Origin of the sequence: Blastococcus sp. CCUG 61487 (genome assembly GCF_005222955.1) — a bacterium.
Taxonomy (GTDB): Bacteria; Actinomycetota; Actinomycetes; order Mycobacteriales; family Geodermatophilaceae; genus Blastococcus.
This window is the reverse complement of sequence record NZ_LWUA01000190.1, coordinates 24,322-41,115: the sequence shown is the minus strand read 5'-3', so window position 1 is coordinate 41,115 and position 16,794 is coordinate 24,322. Positions and strand designations below refer to the sequence as shown.

At 72.9% G+C, this 16,794-nt stretch carries 17 protein-coding genes; 9 read left to right on the top strand and 8 right to left on the bottom strand.

The features are described from left to right. The 6 genes from A6V29_RS10140 to A6V29_RS10115 form a co-directional block, all read right to left on the bottom strand. Positions 1-378, bottom strand: a 378-nt coding sequence (locus tag A6V29_RS10140; protein WP_170977814.1) for a dienelactone hydrolase family protein, incomplete at its 3' end; no start/stop codon positions are given. 110 nt (positions 379-488) lie between these two features. After that, positions 489-1,601 (bottom strand): acyl-CoA dehydrogenase family protein, encoded by a 1,113-nt coding sequence (locus tag A6V29_RS10135; RefSeq protein WP_137160186.1) that lies wholly within the window; start codon positions 1,599-1,601, stop codon positions 489-491. 82 nt (positions 1,602-1,683) lie between these two features. Further along, complete coding sequence (locus A6V29_RS10130; RefSeq protein WP_137160170.1) at positions 1,684-2,946, bottom strand: acyl-CoA dehydrogenase family protein; 1,263 nt, start codon at positions 2,944-2,946, stop codon at positions 1,684-1,686. 17 nt (positions 2,947-2,963) lie between these two features. Next, positions 2,964-4,565, bottom strand: a complete 1,602-nt coding sequence (locus tag A6V29_RS10125) for an AMP-binding protein (RefSeq protein WP_212719217.1) — start codon at positions 4,563-4,565, stop codon at positions 2,964-2,966. Then, the gene (locus A6V29_RS10120; protein WP_170977813.1) at positions 4,562-5,065 is read right to left on the bottom strand and encodes a MarR family winged helix-turn-helix transcriptional regulator; all 504 of its coding nucleotides are present in this window, start codon (positions 5,063-5,065) and stop codon (positions 4,562-4,564) included. Before A6V29_RS10120 ends, A6V29_RS10125 begins: the two co-directional genes overlap by 4 nt. Positions 5,066-5,114: 49 nt before the next feature. Further along, on the bottom strand, positions 5,115-5,555 hold the full coding sequence (locus A6V29_RS10115) for a PaaI family thioesterase (protein WP_137160168.1): 441 nt from the start codon (positions 5,553-5,555) through the stop codon (positions 5,115-5,117). 123 nt (positions 5,556-5,678) lie between these two features. Here A6V29_RS10115 and A6V29_RS10110 point away from each other — a divergent pair, with 123 nt between their 5' ends. Next, entirely contained in the window at positions 5,679-6,317 is a 639-nt protein-coding gene (locus tag A6V29_RS10110; RefSeq protein WP_137160167.1) for a TetR/AcrR family transcriptional regulator, read from the top strand. Here the strand turns inward: A6V29_RS10110 and A6V29_RS10105 are convergent. Continuing rightward, positions 6,262-7,725: a DHA2 family efflux MFS transporter permease subunit gene (locus A6V29_RS10105; RefSeq protein WP_137160166.1), complete on the bottom strand. Its 1,464-nt coding sequence runs from the start codon at positions 7,723-7,725 to the stop codon at positions 6,262-6,264. The genes A6V29_RS10110 and A6V29_RS10105 overlap by 56 nt on opposite strands. A gap of 212 nt (positions 7,726-7,937) precedes the next feature. Here A6V29_RS10105 and A6V29_RS10100 point away from each other — a divergent pair, with 212 nt between their 5' ends. From A6V29_RS10100 to A6V29_RS10090, 3 genes are all read left to right on the top strand, one after another. Next, positions 7,938-8,858: an SDR family oxidoreductase gene (locus tag A6V29_RS10100; protein ID WP_137160165.1), complete on the top strand. Its 921-nt coding sequence runs from the start codon at positions 7,938-7,940 to the stop codon at positions 8,856-8,858. A gap of 72 nt (positions 8,859-8,930) precedes the next feature. Further along, positions 8,931-9,329, top strand: a complete 399-nt coding sequence (locus A6V29_RS10095; protein WP_137160164.1) for an ankyrin repeat domain-containing protein — start codon at positions 8,931-8,933, stop codon at positions 9,327-9,329. Positions 9,330-9,380: 51 nt separating this feature from the next. Continuing rightward, the gene (locus tag A6V29_RS10090) at positions 9,381-9,779 is read left to right on the top strand and encodes an ankyrin repeat domain-containing protein (RefSeq protein ID WP_137160163.1); all 399 of its coding nucleotides are present in this window, start codon (positions 9,381-9,383) and stop codon (positions 9,777-9,779) included. Between the two features lie 24 nt (positions 9,780-9,803). Here A6V29_RS10090 and A6V29_RS10085 read toward each other — a convergent pair whose 3' ends face one another. Next, positions 9,804-11,399, bottom strand: coding sequence for an HNH endonuclease signature motif containing protein (locus A6V29_RS10085; RefSeq protein WP_137160162.1), 1,596 nt, complete (start codon positions 11,397-11,399; stop codon positions 9,804-9,806). A 213-nt stretch (positions 11,400-11,612) separates the two neighbouring features. Here A6V29_RS10085 and A6V29_RS10080 point away from each other — a divergent pair, with 213 nt between their 5' ends. The 5 genes from A6V29_RS10080 (at position 11,613) to A6V29_RS10060 (ending at position 16,772) form a co-directional block, all read left to right on the top strand. After that, positions 11,613-13,022 (top strand): AI-2E family transporter, encoded by a 1,410-nt coding sequence (locus A6V29_RS10080; RefSeq protein ID WP_249933151.1) that lies wholly within the window; start codon positions 11,613-11,615, stop codon positions 13,020-13,022. Positions 13,023-13,061: 39 nt separating this feature from the next. Beyond that, positions 13,062-13,481, top strand: a complete 420-nt coding sequence (locus A6V29_RS10075; protein WP_137160160.1) for a DUF350 domain-containing protein — start codon at positions 13,062-13,064, stop codon at positions 13,479-13,481. Positions 13,482-13,602: 121 nt separating this feature from the next. After that, on the top strand, positions 13,603-14,370 hold the full coding sequence (fabG, locus tag A6V29_RS10070) for a 3-oxoacyl-ACP reductase FabG (protein WP_137160159.1): 768 nt from the start codon (positions 13,603-13,605) through the stop codon (positions 14,368-14,370). A 168-nt stretch (positions 14,371-14,538) separates the two neighbouring features. Then, complete coding sequence (locus A6V29_RS10065; RefSeq protein ID WP_212719214.1) at positions 14,539-15,135, top strand: acyl-CoA-like ligand-binding transcription factor; 597 nt, start codon at positions 14,539-14,541, stop codon at positions 15,133-15,135. Between the two features lie 44 nt (positions 15,136-15,179). Then, positions 15,180-16,772 (top strand): MDR family MFS transporter, encoded by a 1,593-nt coding sequence (locus A6V29_RS10060; RefSeq protein ID WP_249933150.1) that lies wholly within the window; start codon positions 15,180-15,182, stop codon positions 16,770-16,772. The last annotated feature ends 22 nt before the right edge of the window (positions 16,773-16,794 follow it).

Genomic DNA, 16,794 nt, shown 5'->3' with positions numbered 1-16,794 from the left:
GCGCCGCCGCAGCTCCGCCATCGCGGCGACGATGTCGGCGTCGATCTCCTCCGGCGTCGTCCGCGGGATGTGCTCGTGCCAGGCGAAGTCCTCGCCGCGCGTGCCCTCCTCGGGGACGCCCGCGGTGCGGCCGAACCAGTCGATCGCCACGGCGGCGAGGCCGGCCTCGGCGAAGCGCTCGGCCAGGGCCACGTAGTACGGGTGCAGCCCGCGGACGTCGGGGAGGACGACGACGCCGGCGCCGGGGGTGCCTGCCGGCGCGGCGTAGGCGGCGGCGAGCTCCGTCCCGTCCGCCGCGGTGAGCGTCAAGGATGCGCGTTCGACGACGTCACCGCTGCGCGGCGGGGCGGGTGGTCTGCTGTCGTGGTCGTGGCACATGCCCCTGTTCTAGCCGGTCCCGCCAGGGGCCGCCCGGGCGGGGCGCGGCCGGGAACGGCGCGACCCCCGTGCCGCCCCCGGAGGGGCGGCACGGGGGTCGCGGTGCGGGCTCAGGCGTCGGCGAGCAGCTGCTCGGCGACGGCGTCCCAGTGCTCGTTCGGCGTGCCGAACAGCAGGCTGGAGGACTTGGCGCGCCGGTAGTACAGGTGCGCGTCGTGCTCCCAGGTGAAGGCGATGCCGCCGTGCAGCTGGATCGAGTCCGACGCCGCCAGCCAGTACGCCTCCGAGCAGAACGCCTTCGCCAGGTCGGCGGAGATCTCCGCGTCCTCGGCGTTCTCGGCCAGGGCCCACAGGGCGTAGTAGGCCGCCGACCGCGCGGACTCCACCTCGAGCAGCATGTCGGCGCAGCGGTGCTTGACCGCCTGGAAGCTGCCGACCGGCCGGCCGAACTGGTAGCGCATGTTCACGTACTCGACGGTGCGCTCCAGGCACAGCTGCGCGCCGCCCACCTGCTCGACGGCGAGCAGGACCGACGCGATCCGCATGAGCTGGGGAACCAGCGCGGTGGCGTCGCCCTCGGCCCCGACGAGGCGTGCCGGCGTGCCGGCGAACGTGACGTCGGCGAGCTTGCGGGTCATGTCCAGGGTGGTGAGCGCGCGACGCTCGACGCCGGTGGCGCCGGCCTCGACGGCGAACACGCTGGGGCCGCCGGGGGCCTGGGCGACCACGAGCAGGAGGCCCGCGGTGTGGCCGTCGAGGACGAAGTTCTTCGTGCCGTCGAGCGTCCAGGCGTCACCGGAGGCGGTGGCCCGCGTCTGCAGGCCGTCGGTGGTCCACTTCCCGTCGGCCTCGGCGAGGGCGACCGTCGCGATCGTCTCGCCCTCGGCGATCCCGGGCAGCAGGTCGCTCTTCGCCTGGTCGTCGCTGGAGAGCTGCAGGAGGTTCGCGGCCAGGACCGTCGCCAGGTAGGGCGCGGGCAGCAGCGCGCGGCCGGACTCCTCGAGCACGAGCGCCGTCTCGAGGATGCCGAAGCCCGAGCCGCCGTACTCCTCGGGGATGGCAAGGCCCTGCAGCCCGAGCTGCGTGGCCATCTGGGTCCAGACGGCGGGGTCGTAGCCCTCCTCCGTCTCCATCAGCCGGCGCACCTCCTCCGACGACGCCTTGTCCTCCAGGAAGCGCCGCAGCGTCCGCCGCAGCTCCTCCTGCTCCTTGTCGAACTGCATCAGCACGGGAACAACCTCTCAGGATTCGAGCGGACGGAACAGGTTTGCGGGCGTGGATACGCCCGGGTGGGTGGTGGGGTCATCAGTTGCCGAAGTCCCAGCCGCCCTCGTGGGCGAACCGGTCGAGGACGTGCTTGGCGATGAGCACCTTGTGCACCTCGTCGGGCCCGTCGGCGAGCCGGAGCGTGCGGGCGCCGAGGTACATGCCCGACAGGGGCAGGTCGCTGGACACGCCCGCAGCGCCCCATACCTGGATCGCCCGGTCCACCACGCGGTGGTAGGCGTTGGGCACGAACACCTTGATCGAGGAGATGTCGGTGCGGGCTCCGCGGTCGCCGCGCTCGACCCGCTCGGCGGCCTGGATGGTCATCAGCCGGGCGGCGGTGATGTCCATGTAGCTGTCGGCGATGAAGCCCTGGACGAACTGCTTGTCCTTGAGCGGGCCACCGTGCACCTGCCGGGTGCTCGCCCGCTCGACCATGAGGTCGAAGGCGCGCCACATCTGCCCGATGGAGTTCATGCAGTGGAAGACGCGGCCGGCGCCGAGGCGGTCCTGCGCGGCCTGGTGGCCCTGGCCGACGGCGCCCAGCAGGTTGGTCACCGGCACCCGCACGTCCTCGTAGCGGACCTCGACGTGGTCCGAGGACGGCCGGCCCCAGATGCCCACCCCGCGGACGATGTTCACGCCCGGGGCGTCGGTGGGCACGATGAGTTGGGCCATCTGACCCCGACCGGAGGCGGGGTCGTGGTCGGGCTCGACCACGCGGGTCATGACGATGAAGAAGTCGGCGGCCATGCCGTTGGACGTGAACCACTTGTGGCCGTTGAGCACCAGTTCGTCACCGTCGCGCACGGCGGTCGTGGTGAGCGAGCGGGGGTCCGAGCCGGGGTTCTCCGGCTCGGTCATCGAGAAGCCCGACTCCATCTCGCCCTCGACGAGCGGGCGCAGCCACTGCTCCTTCTGCTCGTCGGTGCCGTACTTGAGCAGGATCTTCTGGTTGCCCGAGTTGGGCGCCACGACGCCGAACAGCGAGGCCGCGCCCATGGCGTAGGCCAGCACCTCGTTCATGTAGGCGTGGGCCAGGAAGTCCAGGCCCATGCCGCCGTACTCCCGGGGCAGGTGCGGCGCCCAGAGGCCGGCGGCCTTGACCTTCTGCTTGATCTCCTCGCGCGCCTTGCGGGCCTCGATGACCGCGGGCTCGGTCTCGGCGGAGCCGCCGCGCGGGGAGCGCCACAGCTCGCTCTCGCGGGGCAGGATGTCCTCGTTCACGATCTCGGCGGTGCGCATCCGGATGTCGTTGATGCGCTCGTCGAGCGTGGGGATCGGTCGGACGGTGAGTGTCATCGGGAACCTCGCACCGGTCAGCCGTCCGCGCCGGCCGCGCGCTGACGGAATCGTTCGCGCAGGGTGCGCTTGGACAACTTGCCGGACGGCGTCCGGGGGAGCTCGTCGACGAAGTCCACGGTGCGCGGGCACTTGAAGTGGGCCAGCCGGTCGCGGCACCAGGCCAGCATCTCGGCGGCGAGCTCGTCGGAGGGCTCGCGGCCCGGCTGGAGCTCGACGACGGCCTTCACCGACTCGCCCCACTCGGGGTCCGGGACGCCGATGACGCCGACGTCGCCGACGGCCGGGTGGGTGATGAGGACGGCCTCGACCTCCGCGGGGTAGACGTTGACCCCGCCGGAGATGATCAGGTCGACGCTGCGGTCGGTCAGGAACAGCCAGCCGTCGTCGTCGAGCAGCCCGACGTCGCCCAGCGTGTAGTAGTCGCCGCGGTAGGACGACGCGGTCTTCGCCTCGTCGCCCAGGTAGACGAACCGCCCCGTCTCCGGCGCGCGGAGGTAGATCGTGCCCGGGACGCCGCTGGGCAGCTCCTCGCCGTCGTCGTCGAGGATCCGGACGTGGCCGGGGGAGGGGCGCCCGACGGTGCCGGGGCGGGCCAGCCACTCCTGTGGGCCGACGACGGAGCCGAAGCCTTCGGTCGCGGCGTAGTACTCCCACACGATCGGGCCCAGCCAGTCCATGACGGCCTGCTTGACCGGCACCGGGCACGGCGCCGCCCCGTGCCAGATGTTGCGCAGGCTGCTCAGGTCGTAGCGGTCCTTGACCTCCTGGGGCAGGGAGATCATCCGGTGGAACATCGTGGGCACCAGGTGCGTGTGGGTGATCCGGTGCTGCTCGATCAGCCGGAGCGTCTCCTCGGCGTCCCACTTGTCCATGAGCACCACGCCGGCGCCCCGGGACATGGGCATGCTCAGCGAGAACAGCAGCGGCGCGGAGTGGTACAGCGGGCCGGTGACCAGGTTGACGTCCTGGCCGGGCACGTAGGCCGATGCCTCGGCGACCAGGGTGGCCAGCTCGGAGGCGGAGGCGCCCGAGGTGGTGGCGGGGGGACGGTGCACGCCCTTGGGGCGGCCGGTCGTGCCCGAGGTGTAGGCCATCGTGCTGCCGAGGACCGGGTCCGCGAGGTCCTCGCCGGACTCGGCGGCGAGCGCCTGGTCGTAGTCCTCGAAGCCGGGGGCGGCGCCGTCGACCACCAGCAGCGCGCGGGCGTCCACGCCGTCCAGGGCCTGGGCGACGGTCTCCGCGAAGCGGCCGTCGACGACGACGGCGGTCGCGGCGCAGTCCCGCAGGATGTAGTTGATCTCGTCGGCGGTGAGGTGCCAGTTGATCGGGGTGAGCCGGGTGCCCGACCGCTGGCTGGCGTACAGGGTCTCGACGAACTCCGGCCGGTTCGAGCAGACGAGCGCGATCGAGTCGCCGGCGCCGACGCCGCGGGTGCGCAGCGCCCGGGCCAGCTGGTTGGTGCGCGCGTTCAGCTCGGCCCAGGTCAGGTCGCGCTGGGCGGAGCGGACGGCGATGACCTCGGGCTGGACCGAGGCCCACAGCGAGGTGAGCATGCCGGTGGCGGCGGCGGCGCGCTCGGCGAGTGCCTGGCGGTCGGGAGTGGCGGTGTCGGTCACCTGGGCGTCCTCTCGGCGGGGGCGTCGCGATCGGTGTCTCCGGAGCCGGGCGAGGGCGGCCAGTGCGGCGTGCGCGAGGCGGCCTCCCGGTAGCAGTCCAGCGCCCGCTCCCACGCGGCGAGCCCCTCGCGCGCCACCGGCACGTCCTCCTCGGAGAGGAACCGCGAGAGGTCCTGGAGGCGAGCCGCGGCGGTCCGGTCGGCGCGGTCGAGCACCGACTGGCCCAGCTCGGTCACCAGGTGCGTCACGTGCCGCCGGTCCGACGGGTCGCTGCCGCGCTCGACCATGCCGCGGGCCACCAGGCCGTCGACGAGCGCCGTCACGCTGGGGCGGCTCACCACCAGCCGCTCGGCGAGCGTGGAGGCGTTGATCGAGCCCTCCGACAGCAGCGCCAGCAGCCGGTACTGGGGAACCGTCAGCTCGCAGCCGGCCAGCGCCACCTCGACGTGCCGGGCGAGGCGGGCAACGGTCCGCGCACCGGTGGGAGTGGCTTCGAGCACATCGCTAACAATTCAGGGTTCGAAGTTCTTTGGCAAGGGGCTCGCCGGGTCAGGCGGTCGCGGACTGCTCGCGGTGCAGGAGGAACGTGGACGTCGAGCGGCTGAGCAGGGTGCCGTCGGAGGAGAGGACCCGGCCCTCGGCGAACGCGACCTGCCGGGCGGCCCGGACGAGCTCGCCGCGGACCAGCAGAGCGTCCCCCGGCCGGGCCGGGCGGAGCCACTCTGTCTTCATCTCCAGGGAGGCCTGGGTGCGGTCGCGTCCGGGCAGGGCCGCGTTGACCGCGAAGTTCATCGCGGCGTCCAGGACGACGGAGTGCACGCCGCCCTGCACGAGCCCGTGGGGGTTGCCGGCCAGGGGCACCGGGGTCCAGCTCGCCTCCGCCCAGCCGGTGACCGGGTCCTCGGTCGCCCCGTAGCGCTCGAACGTCACGCCGACGGCCGCCAGGAGCGGCATCCCGCCGTCGCCCAGCCAGCGGTCCATGTTCCTCATCGCGCCTCCCGACCTCGGCGGCCGACGGCCGCGACTGCTGCGTTCTCGAGGCTGGGCAGCCTGCCCGGCCGTCAGTAGTGTCACCCGAGGTCGGCGTGACGTCGGGTCGAGGGGTGGGAGCCGGTGCGCGCGAGCGAGCAGGCGCAGGGCAACGCCTGGCAGTGGAGCCGCACGGCCGAGACGCGTCGCACGCTCATCGCCGCCGCCGGCGAGGTCTTCGCCGAGAAGGGCTTCGCCGAGTGCAGCGTCGCCGACGTCGTCGAGCGCGCCGGCCTGAGCGTGGGCAGCCTCTACCACCACTACGGCGGCAAGTCCGAGCTGTTCCTGGCCGTCTGGGAGGACCACCAGGCGGCCTACGAGGAGCGGGCGGCCCAGGCCGTGGCCGACGCCCGCAGCGGCGGGACCGTCTCGACGCAGGAACTGTTCGTCGTCGGCGCGCGGGCCTACCTGGAGACGACGTGGGAGCGCCGCCGGCTGGCCCGGCTGTTCCTCGACGGCGACGGGCCACCGGGGTTCTTCCTGGTGCGCAGCCGCCGGCGCAACGACTGGGTGCGCCAGAACGCCGTCCTGCTCGCCGTCGGCACCGGTCCGACCGATCGGCTGCTGGTGTCGATCCTGACCGCCGCGATGGGGGAGGTGGGACGGCAGATCATCGGCTGCGAGTCCGAGGAGCAGGCGTCCGCGGTGACCGACAGCGCGCTGTCGATCATCCGTCGGCTGACGGAGCTCCCGCCTGAGCGGCTCCGCGGCGGCGCCGGTTGATCGTCGCGTGCCGGGCGGCCAGCGAGGTCACCGTCGTCGCCACGCTGAGCGTGAGCATGGTGAGCAGGGTGTACCGGTAGCCGAGCAGGAGATCGTCCAGCGCGGAGCCCGAGATGTCGGACAGCGTGCCGGCGAACGCGTACTGCCGCAGTTCGGGTGCGAGCGGGGCGGTGAGGACGGAGAGCACGATCGCGGTACCGACGACGAACCCGCTCTGCTGCAGCATCAGCCGCATGGCGTTGGCGATGCCGAGGCGTTCGTGCGGGATCTCGCCCATGAGCGCCGTGGTGTTCGACGGCATGAACAGCCCGGATCCGGCGCCGGCCAGCACGAGGCCCGAGGCGATCGCGACGTAGCCGGCGTCCGCGGCCACCGCCCAGCCGAGGACGATCAGGCCCGCGCCGGTGCAGAGGTTGCCCACCACGGCCAGCCCCCGCGGTGAGACCCGGCGCTGGAACAGCCCCGAGGTGGACGAGAAGATCAGCGTCGCCACCGCCAGCGGGAGGACGCGGATGCCGGCCGAGAACGCGTCGTCGCCCTTGACCGCCTGGAAGTAGAGCGAGAAGAGCAGCAGCACGCCGGCCGCGGACGTCGCGTTCAGGAACGACGCGAGCAGGCCCAGGGCGAACGGCCGGCTGCGGAACAGCGTCATGTCGACCAGGGGATGGGCGACCCGGCGCTCGAAGAGCACGAACAGCGGCATGCCCAGGAGGAAGACCGCGAGGCCGCCGATGACCAGCCAGCTGGTCCAGCCCAGCGTGGTCGCTTGGGAGAGCGCGGCCAAGCCGCTGCCGAGGGAGACCAGGACGAGCAGGTTGCCCGGGATGTCGATGCCCTGGCGCTCGCCGGTCCGGGCGACGCGGGGAAGGGCCCAGGCGCCCCAGGCCAGGCAGATCAGCCCGATCGGCACGTTGTACCAGAACACCCAGCGCCAGCCGGCGTGCTCGGCGAGCACTCCGCCGACCGTCGGCCCGAGCAGCTGGGCGACGGAGAACGACGCCAGGTAGATGCCCATGCCCTGGCCGAGCCGGTGCCGGGGGAAGGCGGCGGTCACGATCGCCGCGCTGTTGGTCAGCAGCATCGCCGCGCCGGCAGCCTGCAGGACGCGCAGCCCCACGAGGGTCCACGCGTTCGGGGCCAGACCGCTGAGGAAGCTCGCGAGCGTGAAGGTCGCCAGCCCCATCAGGTACATCGAGCGGCGTCCGAACATGTCGGCGAGCCGGCCGAAGAAGATCATCAGGACCGTGTTGGCCAGCATGAACGCCAGCAGGATCCAGCTGGCCGCCGTCGCGCTGGCGTCGAAGTGCCGGACGACGGTCGGGAGGGCGACGTTGAGCGCGCTGCCGGCCATCCCCGAGAAGATGCTGGCCAGGCTGACGACCGAGAGCGCCCGCCAGGCCTCCCGCATCTGCGTGCGCTCGGCTTCGCTCCCCGGTACGGGGTCGGTCCGAGGCGTCTCGTCGACCGCCTGACGGGTTCCGGAGGCCCCGTCTGCGCTGGTTCGCGCGTCCGCAGCCACTGTTCTCCCGTTGGTCGACCGGTCCGACGCGGCGCTCGGCCTGGTTGACGTCGAAATCCCAGAACTCGATTCTAGGGCCACCTACGGAAGGAGGCTGCCAGATGCAGTCGGACGAGCAGCGCGTGGCGATCGTGACGGGTGCGGCGCGGGGGATCGGTCGCGGGCACGCGCTGGAGTTCGCCCGGCAGGGCTACGCCGTGGTCGTGAACGACCTCGGCGCGGAGGTCGACGGGACGGGCGGGTCCACGGGGCCGGCGGGTGAGGTGGTCGACGAGATCCGGGGGATGGGCGGGCAGGCCGTCGCCAACGGGGACGACGTCTCGGACTTCGCGGGTGCGGAGCGGCTCGTGCGTTCGGCGATCGACCACTTCGGCCGGCTGGACGTCCTCGTGAACAACGCGGGCATCCTGCGCGACCGGATGCTGGTGAACATGTCCGAGGAGGAGTGGGACGCGGTCATCAAGGTGCACCTGAAGGGCACCTTCGCGCCCACCCGCCATGCCGCGGCGTACTGGCGCGAGGAGCACAAGGCGGGCCGTCCGGTGGACGCCCGGGTCATCAACACGACGTCGTCGTCGGGGATCTACGGCAACCCGGGGCAGTCGAACTACGGCGCGGCCAAGGCCGGGATCGCGGCGTTCACCGTCATCACCGCGATGGAGCTCGGCCGCTACGGGGTGACCGTCAACGCCGTCGCGCCGGCCGCGCTCACGCGGATGACCGAGAACCTCCGGCCGGACCGGCCCACGGTCGCCCCCGACGCCTTCGACCCGTCGGCGCCGGACAACATCGCCCCGCTGGTCGTCTGGCTGGCCGGGCCGTCGGCGCGCGACGTCACCGGACGGGTGTTCAACGTCCGGGGCGGCGCGATCAGCGTGGCCGAGGGGTGGGCGGCCGGGCCCGGTGTCGACCGGGATGCGCGCTGGACCGTCGAGGAGCTCGACGACGTCCTGCCCGGGCTGGTCGCCAAGGCGGCGCCGAACGCCGACCAGCGCGGTGTCCGCCCGTCGACGTCCGGCTGACGTCCCGGTGGGGGAGCGGTGCCGGCTGCCGGCGCCGCGCCCCCACCGGCGCGGGCTCCTAGGCTCGTGGGGGTGAGCAGCGGACCGATCGATCCCGGCGTCATCGAGCTGGCCGGGCGGTTGTTCGACCTGGCCCGGTTCGGCCACACCGACGAGCTGATGGCCTACGTCGACGCGGGCGCCCCGGTGAACCTGACCAACGACAAGGGCGACACGCTCCTGCTGCTGGCCGCCTACTACGGCCACGGCGACACCGTCGCGGCCCTGCTGGCCCGGGGCGCCGACCACTCCCGCGCCAACGACCGCGGCCAGACCCCGCTCGCCGCCGCCGTCTTCAAGCAGGCGGCCGATGCGGTCGCCCACCTCCTCGAGGCCGGCGCCGATCCCGACCTGGGTGGCCAGAGCGCGCGGGCGACGGCGCAGTTCTTCGGGCTCACCGCGATGACCGAGCTGCTCGACGCCGAGCGCTGACCAGCTGCCGCCTCTACCGCCGGTCTGCGGCGGCCTCCTAGGGTGCCCTCCATGAGCAGCGGAGAGAACTCGTCCACCGGCACGGTCCCGGCCGGTCACCTGTTCGACCTGGCGCGCAACGGCGCCACCGAGGAGCTGGCGGCCTACGTCGACGCCGGTGTCCCGGTGGACCTCACTAACACCGCCGGGGACACGCTCCTGGTGCTCGCCGCCTACTACGCCCACGCGGACACCGTCGCCGCCCTGCTCGCCCGCGGCGCGGACCACGCCCGGGTGAACGACAAGGGGCAGACCGCTCTGGCGGCCGGGGTCTTCAAGCAGGCCACCGACGTGGTGCGGCACCTGCTGGCCGCCGGTGCGGATCCCGACCTCGGCGACATGAACGCGCGGATGACCGCCCAGTTCTTCGGCCTCACCGAGATGGCAGAGCTGCTCGACGCACCGCGCTGACTCGGGCATGTCTGCTCCTTGGGGTCAGAAGGGTGGCGGGTCGCTCTCGGGCTCGTAGGGCGGCGGTTCGGGTTCCGGCCGCCGCAGGCCCGGTGGGCGGGTGGTCCGGGTGATGCCGGAGGGGCTGGTCACGTGCAGCGTGCCGTCGGGGTCCATGCGGAAGGTCCAGCCGCGGGCGAAGGTCTTGAGCCGGTGGTGGGAGCGGCACAGGCAACAGAGGTTCGCGCAGGTCGTCCGGCCGCCCTGGCCGTGCGGCACGACGTGGTCCAGATCAGCCATCCCGACCCGCTGTCCGCAGTTGGGGGCGCGGCACCGGCGGTCGCGGGTCGTGACGAAGCGCCGCTGCGCGGCGCGGGGCTCGTAGGCGTCGGTGTCGGCCGGCATGCCCGCGACCGGACAGTCACACGAAGGTGACTGCTCCGCGCCCGACTCGCCGCCGGCCGACTGCTCTGCGCCCGACTGCGTGGCGTCCGACTGCTCGGCGTCCGACTGCCCGGCGTCCGACTGCCCGGCTGCCGGCTGGGTGTCGGGGTGGTCGGGGTGGTCGGGGCAGCCCTGTGCGGCGAGTCGGGCCAGTTCGGCGGCGGTGACGGTGGCCAGCAGCCGCCCGTGCGGGTCGGTGAGCGCGAACGTCAGCGACCCGCCCTCCGGTGCGGTCAGTCCGAGCGCCCGGACCCGGGCGAGCAGGTCGCGCAGGTGGGCGGCGGTGACCGGGAACCCGTTCACTTCACCACCCCGCGCACTGGCGCCTTCTAGCCCGTCCAGGGCGGCGGTGACCGTGAGGTTGACCGTCACCCCACCCAGCCCGTGGTCGGCCGGGCGCAGGATCAGCATCGAATGGATGCTGGAGCGGATCGCCCCGATCGGGCGCGGGTCACCGTCGGCCTTCGCCATCGCCGCCAGCGCGTCGATCACCGCGAAGCAGGCCGCCGCATCCTCCGCGGTCATGTCCGTGGTCAACGCCGCCATCCCGTCGGCGGTGGGATAGGCGCGCACGTCGGCGGCCTGCTCGGCTTGCTCGCGCCGCTGCTCCACCGCGTCGGCGTCCAGCTCGGCCAGCAGCTCCAGCGCCCGCCGGCGCAACGCGGCCAACGACAGGTCGGCGGCCTCGCCGAGCAGGGCGGCCTCCACGGCGCGGGCCAGCTCCGGGGTGGTGTGCTGCAGCACGTCGGCCAGCACATCCGCGCGGCGCTCGTCGAGCTGCCCGCGGCGCAGCGCGGCGAACGTGGCCGGCAGGTTCTCCCGCCACGCGAACGCCCGCCGCGCCCGGAACGCCGCCGTCCCCCGGCCCAGGTTGATCGCGTGCGCCACCTCATCGGGGAAGAACTCGCTCACCCCCGGAAACTCCGGCGCCGTCTTCCGCCACGACCGACGCCGCCGGCCACCGGGCCCGCGCTCCGGCGGATCGTCGACGTCAGGGCGCAACTCGGCCAGCCGCAGGATCAGCTCCGCCTCCCGCGCGGCCTCCCGCGCCCGGTTCCGCTGGATCCGACCCAGCTCCGCCGCCACCTCCCCGGCACCCAACCGGCTCACCGGCAACCGCGCATCCGACTCCGGCAGCACCGCCAGCCAGTCGGCCAGCAGCGACTCCACCCGGGAGGAAGCCGTGATCCGCTGCATGAACCGAACATACTTTCGGGCTACGACAATTCTGTGCGTCGTCCGGCCGACCTCGCGAGCATGTCTGGCCGCGCTTCCCTCGCGGGTGCGGCCGGCCCTGGCGCGGTGCCCCGGTTCGGGTGGATCTTCGCGGGTACGAGGCGCGCGGACCAGGGAGGAGCGGACGGGATGGTGCGACCGGAGGTGACGGGCGGCGATCGCGAGCAGCCGCCCGTGCTGCGGTCTTCCGAGGCGTCTGCGGGCGACGGCGCGGCGACCGCTGACGTGCCCGACGAGCCGGGCGCCGCCGAGCGAACAGCAGCCGCCGAGCAGACAGCAGCCGCCGAGGAGACAGCAGTGGTCGAGGGGACGCCGTCGTCCCTACCCGCCGCCCCGGCCCTCGGGAGCCTGGAGGGATCGTCGTCCGGCATCCCGCGCTGGCTGCTCCTGCTGGGCGGGCTGGCCGCCGCGACCATCGCGATCTCCGGCATCCGCGCGCTCTCCTGGCTGGTCGCGCCCCTGCTGCTCGCCCTGGTGGTGGTCACCGCGCTGACCCCGGTGCAGAGCTGGCTCCGCCGGCGCGGGGTGCCCCGCTGGCTGGCGGCGACGATCCTGCTCGTCCTCGTCTGGGCGGTCCTGCTCGGCTTCGTCGTCCTGCTGATCGTGTCGGCGGGCCAGCTGGCGGGCCGGCTGCCGGACTACGCCGACCGGGCCGAGGAGCTCATCGACGGCGTCGTCACCGACCTGAACGACGCCGGGATCGTCTCCGGCCAGCTCTCCGACCTCGTCGAGCAGATCGACTACAGCCAGGTGGTGAGCATCGCGACCGGCCTGTTCGCCACGCTCACCGACGCCGGCAGCACCCTGCTGCTGCTCCTGCTGGCGCTGGTCTTCCTCGTGATCGAGTCCGGCGGGTTCAGCACGCGGCTGCGGCTCGTGGCGGACGAGCGGCCGCACCTGAGCATCGCGCTCGGCCTGTTCATCCGCGGCACCCGCAGCTACCTGTGGGTGAGCACCCTCTTCGGCGCGATCGTGGCGGTCGGGGACGGGGTGGCGCTGTGGCTGCTCGGTGTCCCGCTACCGGTGCTCTGGGGACTGCTGGCGTTCGTGACCAACTACATCCCCAACATCGGCTTCGTCCTCGGCCTCGCCCCGCCCGCGCTCCTGGGGTTGCTCGAGGGCGGCTGGGGCGAGTTCGCGGCCATCGTCGCGGTCTACGCCGGCCTCAACTTCGTCGTCCAGACGTTGATCCAGCCACGCTTCGTGGGTGACTCGGTGGGTCTGTCGACGACGGTGACGTTCGTGGCCGTGCTGTTCTGGGGCTGGGTGCTGGGCGCCCTCGGAGCCTTCCTGGCCATCCCGCTCACGCTGCTGGTCAAGGCACTGCTCGTCGACGTCGATCCGCGCGGGCACTGGCTGGACGCCTTCCTCCGCGAGGAGCCGCGCGCCCCGCGCACCTCCCGGGCCCGGGAGCGCGTGCACGCCCGGCAGGCGGCGCGCGCGGCGGCGCAGCGGCTCTACCACCCGCGGCACCACCCGCGGCGGACGGCGACGCCGCCCCCGGAGGCGATCGACCCGACGGCCACGCCGCCGGGGCCCCAGCAGCCCGCCGCGACGGATGCGCCGGTCCCGCCCGTGCGGTAGACACGGCTGCCGCTTCTCCCGACCCCGGAGGTCCCGCCCGTGCTGGCCAGCATCGGCTATGCCGTCGCGTACACGGGTGTGGGCATCGCCCTCCTGGTGCTCGGCTTCCTCGCGCTCGACCTGCTCACCCCCGGCCACCTGGGCCGGCACATCTACCAGGAGCGGTCGGTCAACGCGGGCATCGTGCTGTCCGCCGGCTTCCTCGGACAGGGGGCGATCGCGTTCACCACGATCTGGACCAACGCGACCGACGGGTTCGGTCGGGCCCTGTGGTGGACGGTGGTCTTCGGCGTCCTGGGCGTACTGCTGCAGGCCGTCGCGTTCCTGGTGCTCAACCTGATCACCCCGGGGCGGCTCGGCGAGGCGCTCGTGCAGGTGCAGTTCCACCCGGCGAGCCTGGTCAGCGCCGCGGGGCAGTTGGCGGTGGCCGCGATCATCGTCGCCTCCATCTGGCCCTGACCGACCGGGCCCGACACCTTGTGACGGTGGCCTCACGGGCCACCCGTAAGGTGCCGGGGAGCGCGGGGTCCCCTCGATCGAGGAGCGACGGCGCGCAGCAGACCTGACGAGAGGAAAGTTCATGAGCGAGGCAGTCAACAACGCCCGTGTGGCCATCGTGACCGGCGGCGCGCGCGGCATCGGTGCCGCGACGGCGAAGCGGCTGGCCGAGGACGGCTTCGCCGTCGCGGTCCTGGACCTCGACGAGTCGTCGGCCCAGGGCACCGTGGACGCCATCCAGGCAGCCGGTGGCAAGGGGCTCGCCGTCGGGGCCGACGTCAGCGACTCCGAGCAGGTGCAGGCCGCCGTCGACCGGATCGCCGCCGAGCTCGGCCCGCCGGTCGTCCTGGTGAACAACGCCGGCGTGCTGCGCGACAACATGCTGTTCAAGATGTCGGACTCCGACTGGGACATCGTGATGAACGTGCACCTGCGGGGCGCCTTCCTCATGTCCCGGGCCGCGCAGAAGCACATGATCGAGGCCAAGTGGGGTCGGATCGTCAACCTCTCGAGCACCTCGGCGCTGGGCAACCGCGGCCAGGCCAACTACTCGACGGCCAAGGCCGGTCTGCAGGGCTTCACCAAGACCCTCGCCATCGAGCTCGGCAAGTTCGGCGTCACCGCCAACGCCATCGCCCCCGGCTTCATCCAGACCGAGATGACCAAGGCGACCGCCGACCGCATGGGCATCCCGTTCGACGACTTCATCAAGGGCGCCGGTTCGCAGATCCCGGTCCAGCGGGTCGGCCAGCCCGAGGACATCGCCCACCTCGTCTCCTTCTTCGTGAGCGAGGGTGCCGGGTTCATCTCCGGCCAGGTCGTCTACGCCGCGGGTGGTCCCAAGGCGTGACGTAGGACCCCCGCACGGCGGGGTGAGCACGACCGGGGCCGGGCAGCCGCAGAGGCTGCCCGGCCCCGACGTCTGCCGGGGTGCGTGGGACGGGCGAGATCGGCCTGTGAGTCACTGCACACCGTGCAAGATTGCACAGAGTGCAACGAAAGTGCTGCACTGGACGACGTGACCCCGGGCCTGCGCGAGCGCAAGAAGCAGGACACCCGCGCAGCTCTCGCCGCCGCCACGCTCCGGCTCGCCGCGGAGCACGGGCTCTCCGCGGTCACCGTCGAGCAGATCGCCGCGGCCGCCGGCGTCTCCTACCGCACGTTCTTCAACCACTTCTCCGTCAAGGAGGAGGCGCTGCTGCGGCCCGAGGGCGACGAGCGCGGCTTCGCCGAGCACCTGGCCGAGCAGGCCGAGCACCTGCCGCCGCTGTTCGCGGCCCGCGGAGCACTGCGCTCGGTCGTGGCGGCCCTGGACGCCGACCGGGAGGCCTGGCAGCAGCGGTTCACCGTCATCGCCGCCGAGCCCGACCTGCTGCCGCGGCTGGTCGAGCTGGGCACTGCCGACGAGCGGGCCATGGCCGAGGCGATCGCCGCGCGCACCGGTCTCGACGTCGACGCCGATCTCTACCCCGCGCTGCTGGCCGCCGTCCTCGGCTGTGCCCTGCGCGTGACCCTGCAGCGCTGGCACCGCCGCGGCGGGCAGGAGCCGCTCGACCGGCTCTTCGACGAGGCCGTCGACGAGCTCGCTGCGGGCCTGCCCGGTCCGCCCGCCTGAACCCCACTCCGCACCCGTTCGACCACCGCACTCCGAGGAGACCTGTGTCCACCACCATCGAGCCCGCCGCCCCGGCGTCACCGCCGCCGGGACCGGAGACGGGGCTCGCGCCGATGAGCCGCCGGGAGGTGCTCCAGGCGCTGTACGGCCTCTTCATGGGCATGTTCGTGGCCATCCTGGCCGCGACGATCGTGTCCAACGCCCTGCCCGTGATCATCCCGGAGATCGGCGGCAGCCAGTCGGTCTACACCTGGGTGATCACCGCCGAGCTGCTCGCGATGACCGCGACGGTCCCGCTGTGGGGCAAGCTCGCCGACCTCTTCAGCCAGAAGCTGCTGCTGCAGATCTCGTTCGCGCTGTTCGTCGTCGGCTCGTTGCTGGCCGGCTTGGCGCAGGACACGACGATGCTCATCGTCGCCCGCGTGTTCCAGGGCATGGGTGCCGGTGGTCTCACCGCCCTGGTGCAGATCGTGATGGCGGCGATGATCCCGCCGCGCGAGCTGGGTCGCTACGCCGGTGTGTTCGGCGGCATCTTCGCCGTCGCCACCGTCGGCGGGCCGCTGATCGGCGGCGTCATCGTGGACACCTCGTGGCTGGGCTGGCGCTGGTGCTTCCTGCTCGGCGTGCCGTTCACCCTGCTCGCCATGGTCCTGGTGCAGCGGACGCTCAAGCTGCCCGCCGTCCCGCGCCGCGAGGTCTCCATCGACTGGTGGGGCGCGCTGCTGCTCACCAGCGGGGTGAGCCTGCTGCTGGTGTGGATCACCTTCGCCGGCGACCGCTACGACTGGCTGTCGGTCGAGACGGTGCTCATGGTCGGCGCGAGCGTGCTGCTGCTCGTCGCGACCGTGCTGGTCGAGAGCCGGGTCCGCGAGCCGATCATCCCGCTGGGGATCTTCCGCAGCCGGACGGTCACCCTGTCGGTCACCGCCAGCGCGCTGGTCGGCGTCGCGATGTTCGGCGGCACCGTCTTCCTGGCGCAGTACCTGCAGATCTCCCAGGGCTACTCGCCGACCGAGGCCGGCCTGCTCACCCTGCCGCTGGTCGGCGGCCTGCTGGTGTCCTCGACGGTCGCCGGCGCGCTGATCACCAAGACCGGCCGCTGGAAGGGCTGGCTGATCGGCGGCGGCATCGCCATGACCATCGGGTTCGGCCTGTTCGCCACCATCGACGCGCAGACCTCCCCGTGGCTGCTCGGCCTGTACATGGCGGTCCTGGGTGCCGGCGTCGGCGCGCTCATGCAGAACCTGGTGCTGGCCGCGCAGAACGACGTCCCCGCTGCGGAGCTCGGCGCGGCCACCTCGGTGGTCTCGTTCTTCCGCAGCCTCGGCGGCACGATCGGCGTCAGCGCGCTGGGCGCGGTGCTGGCCACCCGGGTCGCCGACGACCTGAGCGTCCTCGGCGGCGGCGGCGAGGGCGCGAGCGAGGGGGCCGTCCCCGACGTCAGCACCCTGCCGGAGCAGGTGCGCACCATCGTGGAGAACGCCTACGGCGACGCCACCGCGCACCTGTTCCTCATCGCCACCCCGCTGGCCGCGCTGGCGCTGGTCACCGTCCTCTTCATCAAGGAGAAGGCGCTCAAGACCACCTCCGGTGCCGAGCGCCTGGTCCAGGAGCAGGCGCAGGCCCCGCTGCACTGACCCCTCGGCGATGATCAGGGAA